A 24,827-nucleotide genomic window follows, 5' to 3' on the forward strand; every position below is an offset into this window, starting at 1 on the left:
GCCCGGTACCGAGCGCCCAGCCGGTATGACCGATGGCGGCGAGGCCCACGACACCGAGACTGAAGAACTCCTTTTGGCGCAGCGGCGGTGCGGTCAGGATCGGGAAGACGAGATCGTCGGCGATGAAGACATCCTCGGCCGCATAGTCGATGCTGCCGGTGCCGCCGAGGCCCAGAACGTCCCAATTGCCGAGCTGCTTGTGCTGCGAGATCGGCGCATGGGCGCACATGATAATCACATTGCCCTTGTCGTCCTTCGCGGGCTTGCCGGTGCCGTCATCGACGAAGGCGGCACTGTGGCTATAGGTGGCGTGGCTGAACCCGCTGCCATAGCTCCACTTGCCGTTCAGCCGGTAGCCGCCGTCGACCTTCTTCAGCATGCCAAGCGGCGCGCCCTGCCCCGAGAAACGGTTGTCGGTGCCCGGCGCGAAAAGCCGCTCGACCGCGCTGTCCGGCAGAAAGGCCGCCGACATCGCACCGATGCAGCAATGCACCATGGAAACCCAGCCAGCCGCTCCCGAATACCAGGTGATCGTCTCCAGCAGTTCGAGACCATGGGTGGGTCGCAACTGCGCGCCGCCGAGGCTCTCCGCGGCGAAGATATGCGACATGCGCAACGGCTTCAGCAGCTCGAACGTGGCCGAAGTCAGTTCGCCGCTCTCCTCGTCGGCGATGGCGTTGGCTTCCAGGGCCGGCCCGATCTCCGCGATCTTCGTCAGCAGGTCGCGATAGTCGGTGGTCGTCCCCCACGAGCCATGCTTGATGGGTTTGTTCATTGTCTTCTCCTCCTTTTTCAAATGCGGTCAGCCGGCGAGGAAGTCGCCGATCTTCCTGAGCGTTTCGGATTTTTCCTGCATGACGAAATGACCGGCATCCTCGACCAGGATCAGCCGTGCATCGGGCAGCGCCTCGACGAAGAGCGGCGCCTGGCTCGCCGGCAGCAGACGGTCCTTGGTGCCCCAGACGACCAGCGTCGGGTTGGTGATGCGCGCCAGGAAGCGCCGCAGGTTCGGATGGCCCATGCCGAATGGCATCAGTAGCCGGCCGAGCGTGTCGCCTTCGCGGACGCGGTCGGCGCCGAAGGCCTCGGCAAAGGCGGGGTCTGAGCCGTCCGGGAAATAGCGCAGCGCCACCGAGACGTCATGCGCCAGATAGGCCGGCAGCTCCTGCGGCGCGACCGCGCCCAGATCGGTGGCCGGATGCGCGGGGTCGTTGAGCCCTGCCGGCGCGATCAGCACCACCTTGTCGAAACGCTCCCGCGCAAGGCCGGCGAGCTCGGTCGCCATCCAGCCGCCCATGGAAAAGCCGATGAGATGAGGCTTCTCCGGCAGGTTCAGAACATCGAGCAGGTTCAGGTAGTGCAGAACCATGTCGGACATCGCAGCGACATGCGGCGCCGGGCCAGAAAAGCCGAAGCCCGGATGGCTCGGGCAGAGCACGCGGAAGCGGTCGGCGAGGCCCTCCGCGAAGTCGAAGCCTTCAAGCGTCGAGGCGCCGTGCAGGAACAGCACGGGCTTGCCTCTACCGATGGCCTTCACCACCGTTTCCGTGCCGCCGATATCGTATTCGAGGGTTTCGAATTGAACGGCCATTTTCACTCTCCTCAAACAGGTGCGGCCTCAAACAAGGTCCGGCTGGATCAGCACTTTGCATTGCGTGGTGCGGCGGCGAAGGCTCTCGAATATCTGCGGAACTGGCGAGAGGTCGATCCGGTCGGTGACCAGAGCTTGCGGTGCGAAAGGTCCGCCGCGCAGCGCATCGAGGGCGACGCCGAATTCGTTGTGCTGATGGAAGAAGACCGAGAACAGCAGGTTCACTTCCTTGGTCAGCGCAATGAACGGATCCCATTCGTCGCCGCCGATACACAAGCCGACGCCAACCACCGTGCCCTGCAGCCGCACCGCTTCGACCGCCGCGCCGATGAGGCCGCGCTTGCCGACGCATTCGAAGACAATGTCTGGCGCTCCGCCACAGAGATCGGCGAGGTTTTCGGTCAGCTTTTCGCCCGAAAGCGCGAAGCCGGTCGCGCCGAGAGCAAGCGCACGCTCGCGCTGATGGCCGTGGATGTCGGCCACCACGACACGCGACGCCCCCATCCGCCGCGCCCAGAAGGCGACGAGCAGTCCGATCGGCCCAGCGCCCAGGATGGCGACCCGATCCCCCGGCTTCATGCCCGAGCGGACGATGCAATGCAGAGCGACCGACAGTGGCTCGGCCAACGCACCATCCTCGAGCGCCACATCGCCGGGCAGGATATGACACTGGCGTGCGGCCACGGTCGCGTATTGCGCATAGCCGCCGCCGATCAGCTCCATCTCGCGACAGCGCGCCGGATCGCCGCGCTCGCAGGCTTCGCAGTGTCCGCAACCGCGCATCGGCGCGACGGCGACACGGTCACCGATCCGAAGGCCTGTTGCCTCCGATCCGACCGCGACGATGTCCCCAGAGAATTCATGGCCGAGCACGAAGCCTGCCTCGATGCCGAAAGGCACGGGGTCCTCGGTGATATGCAGATCGCTGCCGCAGATGCCGCAGGCGGCGACACGCAAGACGACCTCGCCCGGTGCCGGCGTCGGGTCCGGCACCGTGCCGATCCGCAGCGGGACGCCGACCCTATCGAAGATGGCGGCTTTCATGAATCCTCCTCGTCAGCGGTTCGGGTCGACGAGCTTGCGTCGGATCGGGAACCATGGTGCATCCCACCGTTTCGAGATCAGGCCCCAGATGCCCGTCCGGGCGTAGAGCGCGACCAGAAGCGTCATCAGGCCGAGGACAACGAAATAAGTCGCGCCGTATTCGCCGAACCAGCGGTCCGCGATGAAGAAAATCAGGGATCCGATCAGAACGCCCTCGATGGAGCCGATTCCGCCGACCATGACGATGAAGATCGCGACGTTGGCCCACATCGGATCGAAGGCCGAACCCGGGGTGATGCGGAGCTGCGCCATGAAATAGATCGCCCCGGCAAGACCGCAGCCGACCGCCGACGCGACGTAGATCAGGAAGCGCAGCTTGACGACATTCACGCCCTGGCTTGCGGCCGCGACCGGATTGTCGCGCATGGCGATCAGCGCAAGGCCGAAGCGCGAGCGAAGCAGCCAGTAGCTGCCGCCCAGCGTGACGAGCAGCATCCCCGCGCAGAGCAGCGACATGGCGACATTCCGCTCGAAGGCCGAATAGTCCTTCATCACGCGAAGCGACATGCCCGCGCCGGAATTGACGAGCGGCAGGTTCGAGGCGGTCAGCCGGAAGACCTCGGCCACCACCCATGTGCCGATCGAAAAATAGGGGCCATCCAGGCGATGCAGCAGCAGGTAGATCGGCACGGCCAGCGCGGCCGGCACCAGCAGCGAAAGGAAGACCGCCACAAACGGATTGATGCCGTAAGTCTGGGCCAACACGAAGAGCGCATAGCCGGCCGCTCCCATGAAGGCATGCTGACCCACCGAGACGAGGCCGGCATAGCCGGCGAGCAGGTTCCACATCTGAGCGACGGCGATGTAGCAGCACAGCACCAGAATCGACCGGATCGTGCCGGTCGAGGCCCACCATGGCATGGCGGCGACACCGATCAGCGCCAGCACAGCCAGCGTCATCGCGATGCGACCGGACCGGGTCTGGCGCTGGACCAGGACCTCAGGCACCTCGGTTGCCACATAGGGGATCGCACTCATGACAATGCCTTTCCGAACAGGCCCTGCGGGCGGGTCGCCAGCACGATCAGGAAGACGATATGTCCGGCGAGCACGCCGAAGCCCGGATCGATGCGGAAGCCGATGGCCTGCGAGATGCCGAGGACCATCGAGCCGGCGAAGGCGCCCCATACCGTCCCCATGCCGCCGATGATCACCGCTTCGAAGGCGTAGATCAGCTGGGCAGGTCCGTCGGCCGGCGCGACGGTCGACCGCAACGCCTGGAAGACGGCTGCAAAGCCGAGGATGCCGACCGCTGCCGCTGTCGCCATAGCATAGACGGCGCGCGGATTGATGCCGGTCATCGCCGCTGCCTCGACATCGGCCGACGCGGCGCGGAGCGCCCGGCCAAAGCGCGTGCGCTTCAGCGTCAGGTCGAGGCCTCCTGTCAACCCCGTGGCGACGGCCAGCACGATCAGCGGCAGGAGGCCGACATAGATACCGCCGATCTCGATGGATTGACTCTCTATTCCATGGCCGGGCAACGATCGGCTGTTCGCGGACCATATCTGCAGCATCAGGTTCTGCAGCGCGATCGAAAGTCCGAAGGTGGCGATCAGCGAGGGCAGCGGATCGCTGCCCACCACGCGGTTCAGCACGGCCTTCTGCAGCACCCAGCCCATCAGCACCGCGAGCGGCACCAGTAAGATCAGCACAGGCAGCGGTCCCAGACCCCAGGCCGTGGCTATCGAAATGCCTATCAGCGACAAAAGGATCACCAGATCGCCATGGCTGATGTTGACGATCCGCATGACGCCGAACATCAGCGCCATGCCGAGCGCATACTGGGCATACATGCCGCCCAGCAGGACTCCCTGCACCAAGGCGTCAAACCACTCCATGGCCTGCTCCAAAATAGGCTTTGCCGATCTGCTCACGCGTGATCTCGGCGGACCTGCCGGTCAGGGTCACGCGCCCCTCCAGCATGCAGTAGAGGCGGTCCGTAGCGGTTCGGGCGAGGCCGACATCCTGCTCGACCACGATCATCGCCGTTCCGGTGGCGCGGATTTCGGGCAAGGCGGCATAGATCTCGCGGATCACCTTCGGCGCAAGACCAAGGCTGATCTCGTCGCAGAGCAGCACGCGCGGCTGGCAGAGCAGCGCGCGGCCGATCGCCACCATCTGTTGCTGTCCGCCCGAGAGGCTCTGGACCTGCGTGCGGGCCTTCTCCTTTAGGATCGGGAACAGCAGGTGCAACCGCGGCAACGTCCATCCGCCCTTAGCGCCCATGCGCGCGGCCTGGTCGATGGCGACGCGCAGATTGTCCTCGACCGACATGCCGGTGAAGAGCCGACGGCCCTCCGGCACGATGGCGACACCCTTCTGGACCATGCGGTCGGTGGTGGTGCCGCCAACGGCCTCGCCGTGCAGCAGCACCATCTCGCGCGCAACCGGGAGCAAGCCCATGATCGAACGCAGGAGTGTGGATTTTCCTGCCCCGTTAGCGCCGATCAAGGCCACGGCCTCACCCTGGTGCAGCTCGATGTCGACGCCGTAGAGCGCCTGGAAATCGCCATAGCGGGCCAACAGGCCGTGGGTGGAAAGAACGGCCGTCATGCCTCGATCCCCATGTAGACGCGCTGGACCTCGGGCAGCGCAATCACTTCGGCTGGCACGCCTTCGGCGATCTTCTCGCCGAAGTTCAGCACCAACAGCCGGTCGGCCACCGCCAGCAGCGCGTGCAGCACATGCTCGATCCACACAATGGTGATGCCGCGGTCGCGTATGCGGCGCACCAGCGCCACCAGCGCCTTCGATTCATCGTCGGTCAGCCCGCCCGCGATCTCGTCCAACAGCAGCAGCTTCGGATCCGACGCCAGCGCGCGCGCCAGCTCCAGCCGCTTGCGATCGAGCAGAGTGAGCGCGCCGGCCGAGACATTGGCCTTGTCGGAGAGCTCGCAATCGCGCAGGACCTGGGCGCAGAAAGCATAGCTCTGCTTCTCGGACCGGCCGCCGCCGAAAGCGGCGGCGACCAGCAGGTTTTCGAAGGTGGTCATGCCGGAATAGGGACGCGGGATCTGATAGGTCCGCCCGATCCCCATCTGGCAGCGCCGGAAGGGCGGCTCGCCGCGAAGCGCGGTGTCGCCGAGCTGGATCTCGCCGCCGGACGTCTTCAAATCGCCGCTGATCATGTTGAACAGCGTCGTTTTGCCCGCCCCATTCGGGCCGAGGATGCCCAGCACCTCGCCCCGATGCACGTCGAAGCTCACCTCATGCAGGACGCGGACAGCGCCGAAGGACTTCGACACGCCGTGCGCTTTCAGCAGGATTTCCCTACCCATAACTCTGCCCGCGTTCCCGCTCATGTCACCAGGCGATCGGCTGGATAGCCTGCTGCGGCGCGAAGAGCTGATTGACAGTGTTGTCGACGATCTTCAGGTCATAAGGCCATTTCTCGCCCTTCACCCACTGGCCGCCGAAGATCGGCGTCTTGCAGATGTTCTTGTGGGGTGAGCCGTCGAACTTGATATGACCGACCAGCGTCTGCAGATCGGTAGCGACCAGAGCGTCACGATTGGCCGCACGGTCGAGCGGATTGGAAGAGCGCTTCAGTATGTCGAGGGCGACCTCGAGCAAGGCATGCGAATAGCCCAGCGGCTGCGTCCACTGGCGCTTCGTATCGGCTTCCCATTGGCTGGCGATGTCGCTGCTGACCTGGCCGGTCAGCGACGACTTGAACGGGAAGGCCGGGGTCCACCAGACCTCCGAGGACATGCCGTTGCCTAGAGGACCCATGGCCTCGACGCCACCCGGGAACAAGAGCGCCGCCGCCACCGTGACCGCCTTCGGCTTGAAGCCCTGCTGGTTGCACTGGGTGACGAAGGTCTTCAGATCGTCGGGATAGGTAATGCCGCCGATGATCTCGCAGCCCTGCTTCTTGAACTCGGCTATCTGTGCGGAAAAATCATTGGTGCGGGGCTGGAAATAGCCGGGCACCACGACCTCGTAGCCGGCCTTGCGGGTCGGCGCTGGCAAGCCATATTCGTCGTTGCCCCAGGTCTCGCCGTCGATGTTCTGGGGGAACAGCATCCCGACCTTCTTGTTGGTCTCCAGATGGTTCCAGAGCCCGACGAAGGTGTTCAACGCCTCGTCGAGGCCCCAGAAGAAATGATAGGTCCAGTCGAAGGTCTGCTTGCCGCCGCCGCGCGGCATGATCACCGCTTGCCAGGGAGCGCCCGAGGAAATGCAGGGCGTTTCATAAAGCTCGGCCTGCTCGGCCGCGGGCAGGATCGTGTCGGTGGTCGAGGCCGGCACGAGCAGATGCACCTCGTCGTTCAGGATCAGATTGCCGGCGATTTCCGATGCCTTGTTCGGATTGGACTGGCTGTCGCGGTCAAGAATCTCGATTTCGTAGGTATTGCCGTCGGCGCATTGCAGTTGGCCGCCGAGCAGGGCGCGGATCTTCTGCAAGGTGTAGCCATCCGTTTCACCAAACAGGGCGAGCGGTCCGGTCGTCGGGCTGAGATAGCCGAGCTTGATCTTTCCCGCCGTCGCGGCGCGCACATAGGCCGGCATGCCAAGCGTGCTGGCGGCAAGGCCGGCTCCAATCCCCTTCAGGACGCTTCGGCGGCTGGGCCGCAAGCCCGATTTCACCAGTCTGTTGTAGTAGCTCATCGTCGGTTCCTCCCTGGGTTAAGTTTCTCCGGCCCACGGGACCGGTCTCAGTTCAAAGCGGCTTCAGGTCATCCTCAGCAGTGAGCCGCCATCGATTACGATCAGCGAGCCCGTGACGTAAGACGCGGCCGGCGACGCCAGATAAAGCGCCAGGCCCTTGATCTCTTCCGGGTCGCCGATCCGACCGAGCAGCGACTGGGCCTCGAAGGCCTTGCGGTCCGCCGGATTGCGCAGCCGGCCGCCGGCGATGTTGGTGATGAACGGTCCGGGCAGGATGGCATTGATGCGGATGTTGTAGGCGCCAAGCTCCATCGCCATGTGGCGAACGAGATGGTTCACCGCGGCCTTGGCGGGCATGTAGGGCGTGCCCACGATGCTCTCGTTGATCAGCGATGCAATGGACGACGTGACGATGATCTGGCCGCCGCCATTCGGCTTCATGTGCCGGACGGCATGCTTGATCGTGGTGTAGACCGAGGTCAGGTTGATCTCCATCACCTTGTCCCAGTGCTCGTCGGGCAGGTTCTCGATGGCGCCCTCGGGGTTCCTTTCGCCCGTCGGGGTGTTGAAGCCCGGCCCGGCATCGATCCCGGCATTGGCGAACACGACATCGATCGAGCCCGCCTTCCCGGCGACCTTGTCGAAGGCTGCGGCCATGGCCGCGCGGTCGCCGACATTGACAACCTGGCCCCAGACATCGCCACCCACCGCCCTGATCGCGGCCACGGTCGTGTCAAGCCCGGCAGGGTTCAGGTCGAAGATACAGACCTTCGCCCCGTGCTCGGCCATGATCTCGGCATAGGCCTGCCCGATGCCGCTGGCGCCCCCGGTGACGATCACCGACTTGCCTCTGACATCGAACATCTTTTCAAGTGCGGCCATCAGTTTCCTCCCTTGTGCGACAGCACGAAATCGAACTCCACGTCGTAGAACGGGGCCGCAACCTCGACCCTGGCGGCAGCTTCGGCGTCCTCGATCTTGCGGAATTCGGCGAGCAGGCTCTTCTTCACGCCGAAGACGGCATCTGAATCGATGTACGGGTCGTCCGGGTCGAAGATGTGCGTGGTCAGCGCTTCGAAGCCCTCGGCCTCGACGATGTAGTGGAGATGCGCCGGACGATTGGGGTGACGCCCCAGGGCGCCCAGCAGCTTGCCGACCGGGCCATCATCCGGGATCGGGTAGTATTTGGGCTTCACGCCGCGGAACCAGTAGCGCCCGTCCGCGCCGGTGCGGAAGACGCCGCGCAGGTTGAAGTCGGGTTGGATGCCCTTCTGCTGCACGTCGTAGAAGCCCTCGTCATTGGCCTGCCAGACGTCGATCTTGGCGCCTGCGATCGGCTTGCCCTCGGTATCGAGGATGCGGCCATGCACGAACATGGGCTCGCCCTTCTGGTCGAGGCAGATGTTCGAGCCCATCGGCAGTTCGGGCGCATCGGCGACGTGGAAGGGTCCCAGCACCGTCGATTCCGAGGCGCCCGACGGCTTGCGGTTGTTGATCGCATCGACCAGCATCGAGACACCGAGAACATCCGACAGCAGGATGTATTCCTGCCGCCACTCGTTGCAGATCTGGCCTGTCCGCGTCAGGAACATGATCGCGCCGAACCATTCCTCCTGTGTCGGCTCGATCTCCTTCACCGCCTCGTGCAGCTTGCGGGTGATGACCTCCATCACCTCTTTGAGTCGCTCGTCCTTGGCGTTCCTGTTCCGCGCCACCACGACCTCGGCCGAGTTCGCTTCGGTGAAATAGCCGGATTCGTGTTCGTCGATCATGCGATCCTCCTCAGCGCGCCAGAACGGATTTGAAGACCCGGCGCAGTTCGGCCGCCGGATCGGCCGCCAGCGTTTCGGAACGCCAGGCAACATGATGGTCGGGACGAACGATCAGGCAGCCGTTGTCGCGGATCTCCCGCGCGCCGGCCCAGTCGCCGGTATGATCCTCGATCGCGCGACGCGGGCCGATCACATGGCTGCGGATCGGCAGACCGAGTTCCGCGCCCACCGTCTCCGCCGCTGCGACCCACGCCTCGCCGCCAATGCCGGTCAACAGCGTGAACTCGCCATGCCCGCAAAGATCGAGCGTCGAGACTTTCCTGCCGGAGCGCTCGAAGACCCAGACATGCGGCAAGCGCGCACCGGGCCACGTTGTCGGCGCATAATGCAGCTCGCGATCCTTCTCGAAAGGCGGCTCGCGCTGGCCGTCGGTCACCACCGCGCCGGAGGCATAGCGCTGGTTCATCTCGACGCCATGGGCGTCGAACTCGTACTTCTTGAAGGCGATGGCCTTGCGGAGCGCCTCGCGCTGCGCTTCGGCGACGGGCGTCGCATCGGCGCGAGCCTCCATGTTCCTGTGGATCTTGTCGTGATCCACGCCGCCGTCCATGCCGAGCGCCTCGAAGATCGGTCCGAATTCGGCGATGGACTGGTTCGCCCGTGTCACGATCTGGCGCGCGATCGGTGCGCGCTCGGCCGAGAAGCTGTCCAGAAGCCCGACCCCCGCCTGCCCCTTGACGACCTTGGCAAGCTTCCAGGCGAGGTTGAACCCGTCCTGGATCGATGTGTTCGAGCCGAGCCCGTTCGAGGGCGGATGCCGGTGCGCGGCATCGCCCATGATGAACACCCGCCCCTTCTGCATGTGCGTGGCGAAGCAGTTGTTCACGGTCCAGGTGTTGGCGCCCAGGAGCTCGATCTCGAGCGCGGGATCTCCGACCAGTTGACGCGCGACGCTGGTGGCCAGTTCCGGCGTCACTTCAGGCGGCGGCTGGTTGATGTCGTAGCCCCAGACGATCAGCCATTCGTCCCACGGCCGCACCATGCGCACGAGACCCATGCCGATGCCGCCGACGTCGGCGCCGGGCTGCATGACCCAGTAGAGGACGCTCGGCCGGTGGGCGACATATTTCGAGAGATCAGCCCTGAACAGGATGTTCATCGAGCCGCCAACGCCCATCTTGCCCTCGAGCGGCAGGCCCAGATGCTCGGCCACCAGCGAGTTGCCGCCGTCGGCGCCGACGAGGAACTTCGACCGCACGGTGAAATCCTTGCCCGACAGCCGATCGTGGCAGGTCGTGGTCACGCCGTCCGCATCCTGGACATGGCTGACATATTCCGTGCTCATGCGGGCCTGCGTGCCGCGGGCGCAGGCCGACTTGAACAGGATCGGCTCCATGAAGGTCTGCGGCAGATCGTTCATGAAGCAGGGAGACGACAGGAGATGTTCGGCCTTGGAGAGCGGATGGACGCCCCAGCTCTTCATGCGGCCGATCTCCTCGCCGGCCAGGCTTTCGCAGAACACGTTCTCGCCCATCAGCTCCTGCGGGGAGGCGTGCATCATGGCCTCGGCCTCTACCTCCGGCCCAAGGTCGCGCAGCACTTCCATCGTGCGCTGGTTGGTGATGTGGGCACGCGGCGTGTTCGACAACCAGCGATAGCGATTGACGATCATGTTGGCGACGCCGTAGCTGGACAGCAGCGCGGCGGTGGCCGAGCCGGCCGGGCCAGTGCCGACGATCAGCACGTCGGTTTCGATATCCGCCATCAAATTCCTCCCTCGATCTTCGGACCGGTCAGCCTGCGGCGAACCGGAAACAGGTGCAGGCCCTTGCGGGACGCGATCAGGCCCCACAGCCCCTTTGGTGCAAAAAGCATTACGACGACGGCGATGAGGCCGAGCGTCATCAAGTACCAGCTGCCGTAGTCGGCCAACGCCGAGCGCAGCGCAAAGAAGACCAGCACACCGAGGATCGGCCCCTCGATGGTGCCGATGCCGCCGATGACGACTATGAAGATGACGTTGGCGGTCCAGTCGGTGACGGCAAAGGCCGCTCCCGGCGAGATGCGGGCCGTCTGCAGAAAGATCAGCGCGCCGATCAGCCCGGTGGCGGCCGCGGCGATCAGAAAGACCGCCCATCTGAGCCGGCCGGTATCGACGCCGACCGATTGCGCCGCGTCGACATTGTCGCGCACCGCCGCCAGCGCCAGCCCGAGGCGATTGCGCAGCAGCCAATAGATGCCGCCGGTCACCGCCACGACCAGCGCCAAGGCCAGCCAGTAGGCCAGGACGTCGCGTGCCGCGGCCTCGCGGACGCCGAACAGCGCCCTGATCGCATCGGTGCCCAGGATGCTGCTCGTCGCCTCGCGCGGCAGCGAAGTGCCGGTGCCGCCGCCGAGCGCCTTCCACTGCGCGACCAGCAGGCGCGTCACTTCAGCGATTACCCAGGTGCCGATGGCGAAATAGGCGCCCTGCAAACGGAATGCGAAGAAGGCCGTCGGAACCGCCAGCACCAGCGCCGCAAGCCCCCCCAGTGGGATCGCCAGGACCGGATTCCAGCCAAGCAGGATCACGCCGGCGAACATCGCGTAGGCGCCGATGCCGACGAAGGCCTGCTGACCCACCGAGACCAGGCCGCCATAGCCCGCCAGAAGGTTCCATATCTGCGCCAGCGTCAGCATGGTGAGGATGAAGAACAGATCCTGTATGACGCCCCGCGAGGCCACGGCAGGCAGCGCGAGCGCGGCGACGATGACGATCGGCACCGTGATCGCGGTTACGGTTCCGGCGCGGGTGCGGGTTGTCAGTCGATACATGCCGCCCCTCAATCCACTGCGCGCGGAAAAAGCCCGCGCGGTTTGAGCAGCATCACGGCCAGGAAGGCGATGTGGCCGGCCAGGATCTGCCATTCCGGATTGAGCGCGGCACCAAACGTCTGCGCCACGCCGATGATGATCCCGCCCGCGAGCGTTCCCCATAGGCTGCCGAGGCCGCCGATGATCACCGCCTCGAAGGCATAGATCAGCCGCGCCGGCCCGATCGAAGGATCGAAGTTTGCCCGCATGCCGAGATAGAGGGCCGCCAGCGTCACCACGACCATGGCGATCCCGGTGGCGATCGCGAAAATCCGCTTCGGTTCTATCCCCATCAGCCCCGCCGTCACGGCGTCGTCCGAGGTGGCGCGGAAGGCACGGCCGAGCGCGGTGTGGTAAAAGAGCCCGTTCAGGGCAATGATCATCACGATCGCCGAGGCAAAGGTCATCAGCGGCATGATCCCCACCGTGACCAGCCCGAGATCGAGCGATGCCCCTTCCAACGCGCCCACCGGAATACGGCGGCTGTCGGCGGAGAAGGCCTCGAGCAGGCCGTTCTGCAGGGCGACCGACAGGCCGAAGGTGACCAAAAGCGGCGGCAGGATGTCCTTGCCCAGCACGCGGTTCAGCACGGCGGCCTGCAGCAGCCAGCCGAGCGCGAACATCGCCGGCATGGCGACCAGGGCAGCGATCCAGGGCGACAGGCCGAGCAGCGTGACGCCCATCAAAACCAGATAGGCGGCAAGGATGATGAGGTCGCCATGGGCGAGATTCACCAGCCGCATGATGCCGAAGACGAGGCTCAATCCCGCTGCAAATAGGGCATAGAGCCCGCCCAGCAGAATCCCCTGCACGAGGGTGTCCAGCCAGATCATCGCCGCGCCACCTCGATCAGGCCACAAGAGCGCTGCGCGAGCAGATGACGGAGCCTCGGTTTCCGGATCATGCCGCCACTCCGAAATAGGCAGAATGGATGTCTTCGCGCTTGACCTCGGCCGCCCTGGCGGCCAGCGTGACGCGGCCCTCCATCATGCAGTAGACACGGTCGGCGACCGCCAGCGCCTTGCCGATATCCTGCTCCACCAGCACGATCGCGGCGCCGCCTTCGCGGATCCTGGGAAGGGCTGCGTAGATGTCGCGGATGACGACGGGCGCGAGGCCGAGGCTGATCTCGTCGCAGAGCAGCAATTCGGGGTTCGACATCAGCGCCCGGCCGATCGCCACCATCTGCTGCTGGCCGCCCGAGAGCGCTGTGCCGGGGCTCTTGCGCCGCTCGCGCAGGATCGGAAAAAGATCATAGACCGCGTCGAGGTTCCACGGCCCCGGCACCTTGCGCGCCTGCCCGCCGACCAGCAGGTTTTCCTCGACAGTCAGCGAAGGGAACAGTCGGCGCCCCTCCGGCACCATGGCGATACCGCGCTTCATGATCTCGGCCGACGACAGCGCGCCGATCGACTCGCCTCTGTGCAGCACCATACCGGGCTCGTTGCCGATCACGCCCGTGATCGAGCGCATCAGCGTGGATTTTCCGGCGCCATTGGCGCCGATAATCGCCACGCATTCGCCCGCGGCCACGCTGATATCCACACCGAACAGCGCCCGGAACTGGCCGTAATTCGCGGTGAGGCCACGCGTTTCCAGCATCAGACCTCGAGCCCCAGATAGATTTCGCGAACCGCCTTCGAGGCCATGATCTCATCAGGCGCACCGATCCCGATCACACGCCCGAAATCCAGCACGAGAAGCCGCTCTACCACCGAATTCAGGGCGTGCAGCACATGCTCGATCCAGATGATTGTCGTGCCCCTGGCGTGGATCGCCTTGATCGTCGCGACCAGGGCCTTGCATTCGCCCTCCGTCAGACCGCCGGCGATCTCGTCCAGAAGCAGAAGCTCAGGGCCTGTCGCCAGGGCGCGGGCGAGTTCGAGGCGCTTGCGGTCGAGAAGGCTCAGCGAGCCGGCCACGAAATTGGCCTTCCTGAGAAGCTCCGTCTCCTCGAGGATACCAGCGCAATCGTCGACCATCTCGGCCTCGCGTCCGCCGCGGCCGAAAGCGGCAGCGGTCAAGAGATTTTCGAACACGGTCAGCCCCTCGAAAGGCTGCGGAATCTGGAAGCTGCGGCCAACGCCCATGCGCACCCGCTCCATCGCCGGAGCACGGGTCACGTCGCGGCCGAGCAATTCGATGCGCCCCTCATTGGCAAACAGATTGCCGGTGATCAGGTTGAAGAGCGTCGATTTTCCCGCGCCGTTCGGGCCGATAATGCCCAGCGCTTCGCCGCGCGGCACGCTGACGGTCACGGAATCCGCAACCTTCAGGGCGCCGAAGGACTTCGAAACGTTTTCCAGCCTGAGTATCATCACTATCATCCTTGGGTCGCGCCGAACGAGGGCGGCGGTATCAGCCGCCCTCGGCAGCGTCAGGCCAGGGCTTCCATCTTGCCGGCGGTGGGTATCTCGGAGGCGCCGGCGTTTTCGACGATCACCAGATCGAAGCCGCCACCGGCCTTCTTGCGCCACTGCCCGCCAACGAGCGGTGTCTTGCAGACGTTCTTCGCGGCGAAAGGTGGCAATCCCGCACCGCTCCAGGCCACTTTGCCCACCACCGTCGTCATGTCGGTGGCCGCTATCGCCGCCGCGATCGCCTCGGCATTGGTTGGATCCGACACGCGGCCCATGACATTGGCCGCCACCTCGAACAGCGAATGGACAAAACCGATCGGCTGGGTCCAGGGACGGCCGGTCTTGGCGGTGAAATCCGCAGCGAGTTCGGCCGAACTCTCGCCCGTCAGCGACGATTTGAACGGATGCGAGGCCGACCACCAGACCTCGGACGAGAGGTTGTGGCCAGCATCGCCGAGCGTCTCGACCGATTGCGGAAAAAGGATCGCCTTGGCGACCGTCACCGCCTTGGGGTTGAAGCCCTGCTGGCGGGCCTGGTTCCAGAAGGTGGTGAAGTCGGGGGGAATGACCACCCCGGTAACGATCTCGGCATTGGCGGCTTTGAAGGCGTTGACCTGCGCGGTGAAATCGTCCGAAAGGTTCTGATAGCGGCCAGGATCGGCAAGGCTGAAGCCGGCGGCATCGAGGCCGGGCTTCAATCCATTCTTCGGGTCGCCCCAGGCATTGCCGTCGGCATCGTTGGGGAACAGCCCGCCCACCTTGCCGTTGGTGGAAAGCTGTTTCCACATGCCGGTGTAGACGGCGATGATGTCTTCGAGACCCCAGAAATAATGATAGGCGAAGTTGAAAGGCTTCCACGAGGCCGGATCGGCCGGATTGCCCTGCTGGCCGATGAACCAGGGCTGCCACGGCGCCATCGTCGAGATGACCGGCACGCCCTCCGCCTCGCAGGTGGTGGCCACAGGGTTGGTGTTCTCGGGTGTCGAGCCGACGAGCATCAGGTTGATCTCGTCATCGACGATCAAGCTCTTCGCCACCTCGGCCGCGCGATTGGGATTCGACTGGCTGTCCTTGACGATGACCTCGAAGTTCTTGCCCGCCTCGGAAGCGAGGAAGGCCTTGATGTTGTAGGCATCGCTCTCCGCGAAGCCGGCAAGCGGCCCGGTCTGCGGCGAAACATAGCCCAGGCGGATCTTGGCGCCTTGCGCGATGGCCGGCGTCGCCAGGCGCGAACCGGCCAGCGCCAGGCCTGTCGCCGCCGAGGCTTTCAGTAGGCTGCGTCTTGTGATCACTGTAGTTCCTCCCTCTTGTTTTATTCTCAAGCCCCCGGACGGCGTCCCTCCCACGCCACCTGAAGGAGTTCCCTTATCGATCCCGGATCGATTGGCCTCGGATTGGCATAGGCATTCTTGACCGCGATCGCCGCCGCGCGGTCGAGATCGGTCTCCTCGATGCCGATCGCCTTCAAGCTCAGCGGAGAGCCGACCGACTGTGCGAAATCCCAGAGCCCGCCGCCCGCCGAGCCGCCGCCGAATGCCTCGGCGATGGGGCGCAGCAGATCGGGCACTGCCGCTTCGTTGAAGGCGGTCGTGTAGGGCAGCAGGATGGCGTGGGTTTCGGCATGCGGCGTATCGAACGAGCCGCCGAAGACATGCGCCAGCTTGTGATGCAGCGCCATCGAGACATAGCCGAGTGCGGTCGAGCAGCACCACGCCGCATAGAGCGCCTGCGTCCGCGCCGCGCGATCCTGCGGGTCGCCGATCAGCCTTGGAATGCCGTCCTTGAAGGCAATCATGGCATCCCTGCACATCAGCACGATCACCGGGTTGCGATCGGGGGCATAGAAGGCCTCCATCGCATGAGCGATCGCGTTCATCGCCGAGGTCACGGTGAGACCTACCGGCAGACTCAATGTCAGATCGACGTCGTAGATCACCGTCTCGGGGCGGATGTCCGGCGAGCGGCGGGGGGTCTTCTCACCGGCCGCCGTCTCGCCGAGGATGTCAGTCATTTCCGAGCCGGCATAGGTGGTGGGAATGACCACCTGGTCGGCGCCGGTGCGCACGGCAATGGCCTTGCCGAGCCCGGTGGTCGAGCCGCCGCCAAGACTGACGACCGCCGAAGCGCCGCTGCTGCGGAAGGCATCGACGGCCTTTTCCGTGACCTCGACAGGGGTATGCATGACCGCGCCGGCAAAGATCCCGGCCGCGAGGCCACCAAGGCTTGCGGCCAGTCTTTCCGCATCGCCCTTCTGATGCGATGTCGACAGCACCATCACCTTGTCATGGCCGAGCCGCCGGACTTCCTCTTCGACGCGAGCCATGCTGCCGGCACCGAAGACCACCCGTGTCGTCAGGCCAGGAAAGGTGAAGCTGTCCATCATCGCGCCGCCTCCATGCGCGGGCCACGCCCGGCCGCGAGGTCGTCGAGGATCGTGCCCAGCATGGCGATCTCGGCGTCCGAGACCTCATGGCCGCGGCCCGGGAACAGATCGGCCCGCAGGCTCGCGCCAAACCGGCCCAGCGATTGCGCGGCATCGGCAAACGCCGAGACCGGAATCCAGGGATCAGCATCGCCACCGGAAAGATAGATCGGCATTCCGGCCGGCGCCGCCTCGGATCTTTCGTCCGCCGGAACGCCGACACGGCAGCCCGTGAAGGCCGCCAAAGCGTCCGGCGGCGGCAGCCCCGCGCAGAGATACTCGATCGAGAGACACGCCCCTTGCGAGAAGCCCGCGAGAAGAAGCGGCAGTCCGGGCAGTTCGGCCCGCGCCGCGACCATTGCGGCCGCAAGGTGGTCGAGCGCATCCGAAAGCTGCGCGCGGGCGACCGGCGTCAACGGATCGACGGCACGCGCCTCCCACCAGATGCCGTGCGGTGCACGCGGCAGGATGAAGGCCACGGCGGACGCGGAAAGCCGCGACAGCACATGCGACTGCATCTCTTCGGGCGATTGGCCGCGGCCGTGGACGAAGACGCAGATCGCCTTCGCCTCCGGGCCTCTTGGCCCAAGCCGGAGCGGACCGCTGCCTGAACTCACGTGAAATCCGCCTCTTCCAGGCCGGCCTGCAATTCGCTCTCGCGGTCCTTGAACCACGGCGGGAAGACCAGCGTCTTGCCGATCTGGCCCGGAGGCTCATCCTTGGCCCAGCCTTCCGGCGTGGTCCAGGCAATTTCGAACAGCGCGCCTCCGGGCGAGCGGACATAGCAGGACTTGAAGTAGTTGCGGTCCTTCTGCTCCGATATATCGGTGAAGCCGAGGCCCTCTATATGGGCGCGCAGTTTCAGCTGGTTCTCTTCGTCGCCGGTGTTGAGGGCTAGATGGTGGATGGTGCCGCCAGCCAGCGTCCAGGTGCCCTGCGGGCTGTCGCGATCGACAATGACCTCCACGCGCTGCGCGACGCCGGCCGCGTCCGGCACGCGGAACACAAGCCCCTCGTGGTCATCGGCCTCTTTCTCCATCGGCAATGCGATGGTCAGGAAGTCGTCCATGGCGGTGCGGTCCATCACCGCCACCACGGCGCCGTAGATTCCCTTGATGCCGTGGGCCTTGCCGATGCCCTGCGTTTCGTTGGCGATGGGCGCGCGTGGATCCCTGTCGCTTTCCACCAGCTCATGCGGGATGCCGCAGGGATGTGCGAAAGCCGCACGGTCGGCGCCAAAACGAGTGATCTTGATGGCCTCGATGCCGCGCGCGTTCAACCGGTCGACCCAGAAATCCACGGCCCCCTTGGGGATCGACTGCATGATGGTACGCGACTGGTTGGATCCGCGGCGGCCATAGACGCCTGGCTTGCGGAACGGGAAGGTGGTGATGATCGTCGAGGCATCGCCGTTGGGCGAGCCGTAATAGAGGTGATAGACCGGGATGACGCCGTCGAACAAGACGGTGCGCTTGACCGAATGCAGGCCCAGTGCCTTGGTATAGAAATCAAAATCTTCCTGAGCGCTGTCCGTCGAGAGCGTCAAATGGTGGTAGCCGCTGACACGTGCCATCGGTCATCTCCTCCCAGAGGTTTCGGTTTCGCCCCGCCGCTGCGGACAGAGCACGAGGTTGAGGTCGAGCGCGTGCTTCCGTTTTCCTCCGTTGGGCGGCAGCGCGCGGAACTCGGCCATGAGTTCGGGCTTGACCCCGAAGATCGCATCCCGGCCGATCGCGGGGTCCGACCGGTCGAAGATGTGGGTCGTCAGCGTTTCGAAGCCCTCCGCCGAGACGCGAAAATGGATGTGGGCCGGCCGCTCGAGGCCAAGGCCAAGCGCCGACATCAATTGGCCGACTGGGCCGTCCGACGGCAGCGTGTAGCCCTTCGGCTTCACCGTCGTGAAGCGGAACCGCCCCTGCGGATCGGTACGGAAGCGCCCGCGCAGATTGAATTCAGGCTGCTTATCAGGTTCCTGGTTCTCGTAGAGACCCTCGGCATTGGCCTGCCATATCTCGACCATCGTATCGCCGATCCCCGCGCCGTCGAGCGCGACGATCCGGCCGGCAACTTCCAGCGGCTCACCCTTGTGATCGCGCGAGATGTTCGCGCCGAGCGGCATCTCCGGCACGTCGGCCCGGTAGAAGGGGCCGGCCAGGGTGTTTGGGGTCGCCCCAACAGGGCGCGGGCTGTTCTGATCCTCGATCAGCGAAGACACGCCCAGGACGTCGGCGAACAGCACCCATTCCTGGCGCCGCGCATCGGCGTAGTGGCCAACCTCGGTCAGAAAATCGATCGCCTGCCGGAATTCCTCGCCGGAGGGGCGCAACTCGACGATCAGCGCGTGCAAACCGTCGACGGCTGCCTGTGCCGCCGCCGCCAGGCGGGACTGGCCCATTGCCGTCAGGCGCCGTGAGAATTCCTCGGCCTGCGTCGAGATCGCCTTGGGGAATTCATCTCGCTTCGGGTCGTGCTGGCCGTGCATTCCGCCGGGGCCTCCCTTCCCCTTGCCAAGCGGGATAGCACGGCCCGACGCGATGCTTGATGAGATGTGGCGTCCCTTGTATAGCGTTTTGCTATGAAGCTGAACGAGCGCCACCTCATGCAGCTCGCTGCGGTGCTGGATGCAGGCGGCGTGTCGGAAGGAGCCGCTATGCTGGGCCTGACCCAGCCGGCAGTCAGTCGATCGCTGGCCATGCTGGAGGCACGGGTGGGCGAGCCGCTTTTCCTCAAGGGTCGCCGGCCCCTGCAGGCGACACCGCTCGGCTTCCAGCTGGCGGCGCAGGGCCGCACGATGATCACCGCGTCGCGCAAGGCGTCGGATGCGGTGCAGGGCTTCATGAAAGGCACCAAGGGCGTCGTCCGTGTCGGCGGCGTGCCTTTCTTCATGGATGCGATGATCAGCCGGATGATCGGAGAATTCCAGAAGCTCGAGCCCGAGGTCACCGTCCAGCAAAGCTACATGAACCTGCCCGAGATGGTCGCGGCGCTGGAGAGCAACCAGATCGATCTCGGGATCGTGCCGATCGGCGTGCTAGACCTGGGACCCGGCTTCGAATTCACGGAAATCCTGCCCGGACGCAACGTCGTGGCTTGCCGGCCCGACCATCCCCTGCTGCGAAATCGCCGCCTCAGGGCGCATGACCTGACCAGCTTTCCCTGGGTTGCCCCCCTACCCGGCTCTCCGCTGATGTCGGACCTGCAGATGATCCTGATGAGCATCGGCATGTCGGACCTCAACGTCCGCTATTCGGGAGGCTCGCTGATGAGCGTGATCAACTTCCTTGCCGAAACCGATGCGCTGGCGGTGCTGCCATTCTCCGTGGTCTTCGCGCAGCGCAAGGAAAACCGGGTGACGGTGCTACCCTATGAAATTCCGCAGCCCAGCCGCTCGCTTGGAATCCTGCGCCGGGTCAGCGGGCCACGCTCGCCCGCGGCAGAGCGCTTCGCCGGCCACGTCACGACCGCCTTCGAGAATCTGAAGCACATCATCAAACGGCACGAGAATGCCGTCGTCTGGGGGCGGTAATCCGGCCTCGCTATTCGAATGATGCGGTGGCGTCACATAACGCGCATGTTTCCTCCAGCCGGAGGCGCTTCATCCCCGCGTCGCCGGTTAGGCTCGACGGCCGCCCGCCCCCAAAAGCCGTCGGGCCGCCAGAAATCCCGATATCCTATTGGCTCTCCCTCCTCCACCTCGCCATCACTGCGTAAACGCCTTGGACATCTGGTCCACAAAGGGTTTCAACAGATAGGACCAGACATTGCGTTCATCGGTGCGGATATGAACCTCGGCGGGCATACCTGGCCTCAGCACCTTCGCTTCGGTCAGGCAGTTCGATTTGCTTTCAACCTTGATACGCGCCGAGAAATAGGAAAGCTGACGTTGCGGATCTTTAATCAGATCTGCCGAGATGTGTTTCACTGACCCTTGGCAGACCGGAGTGGTTCCCACGTCGAACGCCGGAAAACGGATCGATACCGGCTGCCCCGGGCGGACGTCGTCGACCCGCGACGGCGGGATCAGCGCGTCCACCACAAGATCATCGGCATCAGGTACGATGGTCATGAGCATCTCGCCAGGCGCGATAACGCCGCCGACGGTATGGACAGCCGATTCCTGTATCGTTCCGGACTGCGGCGCGCGGATCGTTGTCTTGGTCAATTCATCCTGGGCCACAATCCTCCGTTCGTTGAGTTCGGTCTGCTTAGCTTCCGTCTCGCGGAGTTCGGTCGTCACGTCAGTGCGCCTTTGGTCATCCAGTTGCAGCATCTGCAACCCCGTTTCGCTGATGCGCGCCTGCGCTTCAGCTACTGCTGCAGCGAGGCGCCCCGATTCTCCCCTGGCCCGGGTGGCATCCAGCTTGATGTTGCTTAGCCTCTCCTTGGAGACGAGTTTTTTGGCGTAGAGGGAATCAACGTCCGCGAAATCCTTGTTCAGCAGAGCAACCGATTCATCCACCGCGCTCTGTTGCGCCTTAAGGCCGTCGATCTGACGTTCAAGTTGCTGGGATTGGCTTCTCAACTGTGCCTTCTGTCCAGCCAAAGCCGAAGCGCGCGTTTCAAAGAGAGCGCGCTCGCCATTGACGAGCGCAGCCAGCTCCGGCTGGTTCATTCGCGCCTTCAGGCCGGCCGGCAGCTGCATTTCCGCCAGGCCCGTGCGCTCGGCCTCCAACCGGGCGAGGCGGACGGTCGCGCGATCGAGATCCTCACTGATGATTTGCAGGTTCGCACGAGGCAGCGTGTCATCCAGTCTGACCAGCACGTCGCCGGCTCGTACATGATCTCCGTCCTGCGCGAAGATCCCGCCCACTGTGCCTCCGGTTTGATGCTGGACCTTCTTGACGTTGGTTTCCACCACCACGGTGGCTGGTGCAACCACAGCGCCGGCGATGTTGGTCAACCCCAGCCACAGACCACCGCCAAGAACCAGCAGACCGGTAATCGCCAAGCCGAATATCAGGTTGGCCCGTATACCGTCCGACAGATCTGGCGCGCTCACGGCAGGCGGTTTGCTGCCACGAAGGGTCCGAGCATACGACGAGAAGGTGACGAATGTTTCGAGCAGAGCCTCATGCATGCCCGGCAACCCCCGGTATCGGCGCCAAAGAAGATGGCCGAGGTGGAACAGGCGGTGACGGTCGGAGCACGTTCGCCAAGACCTCTTCGCGCGAGCCAAAGGCATGAACCGTCCCATTCGACATAACCAGTACCTGATCGATGTTGGCGAGAGCTGAGGGACGATGCGCAACGACAATGACGATGCCTCCGCGCTGACGCACTGCCCGTATGGCGCCGGCCAGGGCAGCGTCCCCGTCCACGTCGAGGTTCGAGTTCGGTTCGTCGAGCACGACAAGAAACGGCTCGCCATAAAGTGCTCGGGCGAGACCCACGAGTTGCCTCTGCCCTGCCGACAGGGCCGCTCCGCCCTCGCCGATGCGGGTCTGAAATCCCTGGGGGAGTTGCATTATCATTTTCTCGACGCCGGCTGCTCTTGCCGCCGCAAGGACGCCTTTTGGATCCGTCTTGCCTCGGAACCTCGAAATGTTGTCTGCTACCGTGCCGTCAAACAACTCCACATCCTGCGGCATGTAGCCGATATGGGCGCCGAGTTGTTCCGAGTTCCATTGATCGAGAGAGGCGCCGTCCAATCTCACCGAGCCATGGAGCGGCTTCCACACCCCGACCAACGAACGCACCAAAGTTGTCTTGCCGGAACCGCTTGGGCCGATTACGGCCATCCCAGCGCCTCTCGACAGATGGAAGCTCACATTGACCACGGTTGGCTTTGGCAAGCCGGGCGGCGCAATGGTCAATTGCTCGACCGCAAACCGCGCCTGCGGCCGAGGCAACTCCATTGGCTCGTCCTGGCGGCCGAATGCCGCCATGACCGCCGCCAGCTCGGAATAGCTGCGCCGGGCCGACAGAAAGCCTCTCCAGTTTGCGATCGCAGCATCGACCGGGGCCAAGGCGCGGCCAAGCAAAATGGAAGATGCGATGATCACCCCAGGTGAAGCCTCGCCGCCGATCACCAGGTAAGCGCCGAGACCGAGAACACAGGACTGCAACGCCATCCGCAGGGCCTTCGACAGCGAACTGGCGCCACCAACGACGTCCGAGAGACGTTCCTGCTGGGCGAGATAGGCTCGGCTGACGTCGCTCCAGCGTCGAGCCAGTCGACCAGAAAGCCCCATTGCGTGAACGACTTCGGCGTTGCGGCGGCCGGAATCGGCAAGCGCCCGCTGCGACAGCAGCTCCTCCGAGGCACGCGCGGCGGGGCCTCGGCTAAACACTTCCGCAATCGCTGTTAAGAGGACCACGGCGATCGCACCGACCGTCGCCAGCAGGCCGAGCGAAGGATGGAGCAAATAAATGATCAGCAGATAAAAGGGGATCCACGGGGCGTCGAAGATGACCGTGGGTCCCGTTCCGGAGAGAAAGCCGCGCAGTCGGTCAAGATCGTGCAAAGGCTGCAGACGGTCCGCATCACGCCCTGCCTTGAGCGGCAGGGACAGGGAGATGGAGAACACCTTTTGCTGCAAATTCCTATAGAGCCGGCTGCCGATGCGGACCAACACGCGAAGCCGCACGAAATCCAGAAGCCCGTATACGGCATACAGGCCCAGCATTCCGATCGTGAACCCCACCAGGGTCGGAACGCTCTGCGACGGCAGAACGCGATCGTAGATCTGCAACATATAGACCGAACCGGTCAGAGCGAGAATGTTTATCACTGCCGAGAACAGCGCCACGCCAAGCAGCCCAGGCATGCAGGCGAGAATAGCGGAACGGAGCTCGGGAGAACCGGCCCCCGATGTTTTCATGACCAGCGGTCGTTCGCGCGACACTGCCGCGCCGTTACTTCCGTAAGTTGTAATGGCTCAAACCTTTCTTAGTGCGCATAGCAGCCGCTATCCGTCGCCCCCCTTATTACGCTCTGCTTACATACGTCGACTTTGAGGAAAATGCAGCCGATTCGTGGCGTGAACCAGCGAAACGCGACGGCCGACGTCTCCCTGTCTGGGGATAACTTCCCGAAAAATGACGATTTTCGCTAAAGGAATTGGTCAGAACGGAGCCAGCAAAAGAGGCGTATGTCCTTGCTCCCAAACACTTTCAAAGGTGCCACGGTCGGCTGAGCAAAATACCTGCTACTGAGCAACAACTTAGATCAATCAAACATTCTATCCCGTTGTGTTTCGTATTTGATTTCATCCTAATGTAGCAATCACCTAAGCAGACGCGGGGCATAAGTCGAATCAACCAAAGGATCATTGGATGACACTCCATTATGCGTCCGGTGGATCAGCCACCGAAGTCGCAACCGCCGGGTTCAACCTGGTCGATGTTCAATATCTCTCGCAGGTCAATGCTTTGCCGGACGGCATGAAAGGCCTCGTCTATCTCAGCGCCCACGACGGCGTCACCTCCTCTTTCATCGAACAAGTTACGCCCTTTCTCAACAATCCCAAGGTGTTCGGGTTCTTCCTGATGGACGAGCCAGATCCCACCGGCAGATGGGGCACATATGCAAGTGCCGAAACCCTGAAGGCGGAGTCGGACTGGATCCATTCCCATTTTCCAGGCGCCAAGACGTTCATCACCATGATGAATATGGGCTCTCCAACAAACCCGGATTTTTCCAACACGTATAATCCGGCAAATACCGGCATCGACTACTATGGGTTGGACCCCTACCCGGTGCGCGATGACGTGAGCACGGTCGACTACAACATGATCGACAGGGCCGTGGCTGCGGCCGTCAAGTCCGGCATCCCGATCGACAAAATCATTCCAGTCTATCAGACTTTTGGCGGTGGCAACTGGACGACCGACACGGGCGGGAAGCATCAGATGCCGACGCCGGAACAGATGCAAACGATGATAGATCATTGGGCAGCACTGGTTCCGTCGCCTGCCTTCGATTATGCCTATGCCTGGGGCTCGCAGAACGGTGACACAGCTCTGGAAAATTCGCCGGAGTTGCAGGCTTTGTTCCAACAGCACAATCTCCAAAGCACCGGTGGCTCGGCCGCCCCCCCAGTAACCGATCCGATCGATACCACGACCCCGCCTCCAACCGACGTCGCCGCCCCTGCTCCGGCCACGCCTCCGAC

22 protein-coding genes and 2 pseudogenes are annotated in these 24,827 nt (G+C 64.1%); 2 read left to right on the plus strand and 22 right to left on the minus strand.

All coding sequences use genetic code 11. The annotated features are described in order from the left end of the window. The 20 genes and pseudogenes from EN984_RS00535 to EN984_RS00630 all read right to left on the minus strand — a co-directional run. Window positions 1-775, minus strand: a pseudogene (locus EN984_RS00535) (acyl-CoA dehydrogenase); the annotation flags it as partial. Window positions 776-802: 27 nt separating this feature from the next. After that, window positions 803-1,591: an alpha/beta hydrolase gene (locus tag EN984_RS00540; RefSeq protein ID WP_127266424.1), complete on the minus strand. Its 789-nt coding sequence runs from the start codon at window positions 1,589-1,591 to the stop codon at window positions 803-805. Between the two features lie 27 nt (window positions 1,592-1,618). Then, on the minus strand, window positions 1,619-2,635 hold the full coding sequence (locus EN984_RS00545) for an alcohol dehydrogenase catalytic domain-containing protein (RefSeq protein ID WP_127266425.1): 1,017 nt from the start codon (window positions 2,633-2,635) through the stop codon (window positions 1,619-1,621). Between the two features lie 12 nt (window positions 2,636-2,647). Further along, complete coding sequence (locus EN984_RS00550) at window positions 2,648-3,673, minus strand: branched-chain amino acid ABC transporter permease (protein ID WP_127266426.1); 1,026 nt, start codon at window positions 3,671-3,673, stop codon at window positions 2,648-2,650. Beyond that, on the minus strand, window positions 3,670-4,533 hold the full coding sequence (locus tag EN984_RS00555; protein WP_127266427.1) for a branched-chain amino acid ABC transporter permease: 864 nt from the start codon (window positions 4,531-4,533) through the stop codon (window positions 3,670-3,672). Before EN984_RS00555 ends, EN984_RS00550 begins: the two co-directional genes overlap by 4 nt. Next, the gene (locus EN984_RS00560; RefSeq protein ID WP_127266428.1) at window positions 4,520-5,248 is read right to left on the minus strand and encodes an ABC transporter ATP-binding protein; all 729 of its coding nucleotides are present in this window, start codon (window positions 5,246-5,248) and stop codon (window positions 4,520-4,522) included. The genes EN984_RS00555 and EN984_RS00560 overlap by 14 nt, the downstream gene beginning before the upstream one ends. After that, window positions 5,245-5,973, minus strand: coding sequence for an ABC transporter ATP-binding protein (locus tag EN984_RS00565; protein WP_127266429.1), 729 nt, complete (start codon window positions 5,971-5,973; stop codon window positions 5,245-5,247). The genes EN984_RS00560 and EN984_RS00565 overlap by 4 nt, the downstream gene beginning before the upstream one ends. A 25-nt stretch (window positions 5,974-5,998) precedes the next feature. Next, window positions 5,999-7,306 carry an ABC transporter substrate-binding protein gene (locus EN984_RS00570; RefSeq protein ID WP_127266430.1) on the minus strand — a complete coding sequence of 436 codons (1,308 nt, stop codon included), beginning with the start codon at window positions 7,304-7,306 and terminating at the stop codon, window positions 5,999-6,001. 63 nt (window positions 7,307-7,369) lie between these two features. Next, the gene (locus tag EN984_RS00575) at window positions 7,370-8,188 is read right to left on the minus strand and encodes an SDR family NAD(P)-dependent oxidoreductase (RefSeq protein ID WP_127266431.1); all 819 of its coding nucleotides are present in this window, start codon (window positions 8,186-8,188) and stop codon (window positions 7,370-7,372) included. Beyond that, window positions 8,188-9,078 carry an intradiol ring-cleavage dioxygenase gene (locus EN984_RS00580; protein ID WP_127266432.1) on the minus strand — a complete coding sequence of 297 codons (891 nt, stop codon included), beginning with the start codon at window positions 9,076-9,078 and terminating at the stop codon, window positions 8,188-8,190. The genes EN984_RS00575 and EN984_RS00580 overlap by 1 nt, the downstream gene beginning before the upstream one ends. A 10-nt stretch (window positions 9,079-9,088) precedes the next feature. Then, window positions 9,089-10,843, minus strand: a complete 1,755-nt coding sequence (locus EN984_RS00585; protein ID WP_127266433.1) for an FAD-dependent monooxygenase — start codon at window positions 10,841-10,843, stop codon at window positions 9,089-9,091. Next, window positions 10,843-11,892 (minus strand): branched-chain amino acid ABC transporter permease, encoded by a 1,050-nt coding sequence (locus tag EN984_RS00590; RefSeq protein WP_127266434.1) that lies wholly within the window; start codon window positions 11,890-11,892, stop codon window positions 10,843-10,845. Before EN984_RS00590 ends, EN984_RS00585 begins: the two co-directional genes overlap by 1 nt. Window positions 11,893-11,900: 8 nt before the next feature. Further along, window positions 11,901-12,764, minus strand: a complete 864-nt coding sequence (locus EN984_RS00595; protein ID WP_127266435.1) for a branched-chain amino acid ABC transporter permease — start codon at window positions 12,762-12,764, stop codon at window positions 11,901-11,903. Between the two features lie 67 nt (window positions 12,765-12,831). Next, window positions 12,832-13,533, minus strand: coding sequence for an ABC transporter ATP-binding protein (locus EN984_RS00600; protein ID WP_127266436.1), 702 nt, complete (start codon window positions 13,531-13,533; stop codon window positions 12,832-12,834). Beyond that, window positions 13,533-14,249 carry an ABC transporter ATP-binding protein gene (locus EN984_RS00605; protein ID WP_127266437.1) on the minus strand — a complete coding sequence of 239 codons (717 nt, stop codon included), beginning with the start codon at window positions 14,247-14,249 and terminating at the stop codon, window positions 13,533-13,535. Before EN984_RS00605 ends, EN984_RS00600 begins: the two co-directional genes overlap by 1 nt. Before the next feature lie 59 nt (window positions 14,250-14,308). Then, a complete protein-coding gene (locus EN984_RS00610; protein WP_127266438.1) occupies window positions 14,309-15,583 on the minus strand; it encodes an ABC transporter substrate-binding protein in 1,275 nt (424 codons plus the stop codon). 26 nt (window positions 15,584-15,609) lie between these two features. Continuing rightward, a complete protein-coding gene (locus EN984_RS00615; protein WP_245480013.1) occupies window positions 15,610-16,671 on the minus strand; it encodes a maleylacetate reductase in 1,062 nt (353 codons plus the stop codon). Further along, window positions 16,671-17,387 carry a dienelactone hydrolase family protein gene (locus tag EN984_RS00620; protein WP_335930785.1) on the minus strand — a complete coding sequence of 239 codons (717 nt, stop codon included), beginning with the start codon at window positions 17,385-17,387 and terminating at the stop codon, window positions 16,671-16,673. Before EN984_RS00620 ends, EN984_RS00615 begins: the two co-directional genes overlap by 1 nt. Next, a complete protein-coding gene (locus EN984_RS00625; RefSeq protein ID WP_127266441.1) occupies window positions 17,327-18,286 on the minus strand; it encodes a VOC family protein in 960 nt (319 codons plus the stop codon). Before EN984_RS00625 ends, EN984_RS00620 begins: the two co-directional genes overlap by 61 nt. Window positions 18,287-18,289: 3 nt before the next feature. Beyond that, on the minus strand, window positions 18,290-19,195 hold the full coding sequence (locus tag EN984_RS00630; protein ID WP_127266442.1) for a dioxygenase: 906 nt from the start codon (window positions 19,193-19,195) through the stop codon (window positions 18,290-18,292). 93 nt (window positions 19,196-19,288) lie between these two features. Between EN984_RS00630 and EN984_RS00635 the strand changes: the two genes are divergently transcribed. Then, a complete protein-coding gene (locus EN984_RS00635) occupies window positions 19,289-20,239 on the plus strand; it encodes a LysR family transcriptional regulator (RefSeq protein ID WP_127269808.1) in 951 nt (316 codons plus the stop codon). A gap of 174 nt (window positions 20,240-20,413) precedes the next feature. Here EN984_RS00635 and EN984_RS00640 read toward each other — a convergent pair whose 3' ends face one another. After that, window positions 20,414-21,790: an HlyD family type I secretion periplasmic adaptor subunit gene (locus EN984_RS00640; protein WP_127266444.1), complete on the minus strand. Its 1,377-nt coding sequence runs from the start codon at window positions 21,788-21,790 to the stop codon at window positions 20,414-20,416. Further along, on the minus strand, window positions 21,783-23,480 hold the full coding sequence (locus tag EN984_RS00645; protein WP_245480014.1) for a type I secretion system permease/ATPase: 1,698 nt from the start codon (window positions 23,478-23,480) through the stop codon (window positions 21,783-21,785). The genes EN984_RS00640 and EN984_RS00645 overlap by 8 nt, the downstream gene beginning before the upstream one ends. A 508-nt stretch (window positions 23,481-23,988) precedes the next feature. Between EN984_RS00645 and EN984_RS00650 the strand changes: the two are divergent. Continuing rightward, window positions 23,989-24,827, plus strand: a pseudogene (locus EN984_RS00650) (calcium-binding protein); the annotation flags it as partial.

It is taken from the genome of Mesorhizobium sp. M7A.F.Ca.CA.004.12.1.1, from assembly GCF_003997835.1.
Classification (GTDB): domain Bacteria; phylum Pseudomonadota; class Alphaproteobacteria; order Rhizobiales; family Rhizobiaceae; genus Mesorhizobium.

What these genes read in the sequence shown, in the direction of transcription:
- EN984_RS00565 (WP_127266429.1), bottom strand. Translation starts at nt 5,973, where the DNA reads ATGGGTAGGGAAATCCTGCTGAAAGCGCACGGCGTGTCGAAGTCCTTC.
- EN984_RS00595 (WP_127266435.1), bottom strand. Translation starts at nt 12,764, where the DNA reads ATGATCTGGCTGGACACCCTCGTGCAGGGGATTCTGCTGGGCGGGCTC.
- EN984_RS00580 (WP_127266432.1), bottom strand. Translation starts at nt 9,078, where the DNA reads ATGATCGACGAACACGAATCCGGCTATTTCACCGAAGCGAACTCGGCC.
- EN984_RS00575 (WP_127266431.1), bottom strand. Translation starts at nt 8,188, where the DNA reads ATGGCCGCACTTGAAAAGATGTTCGATGTCAGAGGCAAGTCGGTGATC.
- EN984_RS00590 (WP_127266434.1), bottom strand. Translation starts at nt 11,892, where the DNA reads ATGTATCGACTGACAACCCGCACCCGCGCCGGAACCGTAACCGCGATC.
- EN984_RS00630 (WP_127266442.1), bottom strand. Translation starts at nt 19,195, where the DNA reads ATGCACGGCCAGCACGACCCGAAGCGAGATGAATTCCCCAAGGCGATC.
- EN984_RS00570 (WP_127266430.1), bottom strand. Translation starts at nt 7,306, where the DNA reads ATGAGCTACTACAACAGACTGGTGAAATCGGGCTTGCGGCCCAGCCGC.
- EN984_RS00645 (WP_245480014.1), bottom strand. Translation starts at nt 23,480, where the DNA reads ATGCCTGGGCTGCTTGGCGTGGCGCTGTTCTCGGCAGTGATAAACATT.
- EN984_RS00625 (WP_127266441.1), bottom strand. Translation starts at nt 18,286, where the DNA reads ATGGCACGTGTCAGCGGCTACCACCATTTGACGCTCTCGACGGACAGC.
- EN984_RS00585 (WP_127266433.1), bottom strand. Translation starts at nt 10,843, where the DNA reads ATGGCGGATATCGAAACCGACGTGCTGATCGTCGGCACTGGCCCGGCC.
- EN984_RS00540 (WP_127266424.1), bottom strand. Translation starts at nt 1,591, where the DNA reads ATGGCCGTTCAATTCGAAACCCTCGAATACGATATCGGCGGCACGGAA.
- EN984_RS00615 (WP_245480013.1), bottom strand. Translation starts at nt 16,671, where the DNA reads ATGGACAGCTTCACCTTTCCTGGCCTGACGACACGGGTGGTCTTCGGT.
- EN984_RS00605 (WP_127266437.1), bottom strand. Translation starts at nt 14,249, where the DNA reads ATGATACTCAGGCTGGAAAACGTTTCGAAGTCCTTCGGCGCCCTGAAG.
- EN984_RS00555 (WP_127266427.1), bottom strand. Translation starts at nt 4,533, where the DNA reads ATGGAGTGGTTTGACGCCTTGGTGCAGGGAGTCCTGCTGGGCGGCATG.
- EN984_RS00600 (WP_127266436.1), bottom strand. Translation starts at nt 13,533, where the DNA reads ATGCTGGAAACGCGTGGCCTCACCGCGAATTACGGCCAGTTCCGGGCG.
- EN984_RS00550 (WP_127266426.1), bottom strand. Translation starts at nt 3,673, where the DNA reads ATGAGTGCGATCCCCTATGTGGCAACCGAGGTGCCTGAGGTCCTGGTC.
- EN984_RS00560 (WP_127266428.1), bottom strand. Translation starts at nt 5,248, where the DNA reads ATGACGGCCGTTCTTTCCACCCACGGCCTGTTGGCCCGCTATGGCGAT.
- EN984_RS00545 (WP_127266425.1), bottom strand. Translation starts at nt 2,635, where the DNA reads ATGAAAGCCGCCATCTTCGATAGGGTCGGCGTCCCGCTGCGGATCGGC.
- EN984_RS00640 (WP_127266444.1), bottom strand. Translation starts at nt 21,790, where the DNA reads ATGCATGAGGCTCTGCTCGAAACATTCGTCACCTTCTCGTCGTATGCT.
- EN984_RS00635 (WP_127269808.1), top strand. Translation starts at nt 19,289, where the DNA reads ATGAAGCTGAACGAGCGCCACCTCATGCAGCTCGCTGCGGTGCTGGAT.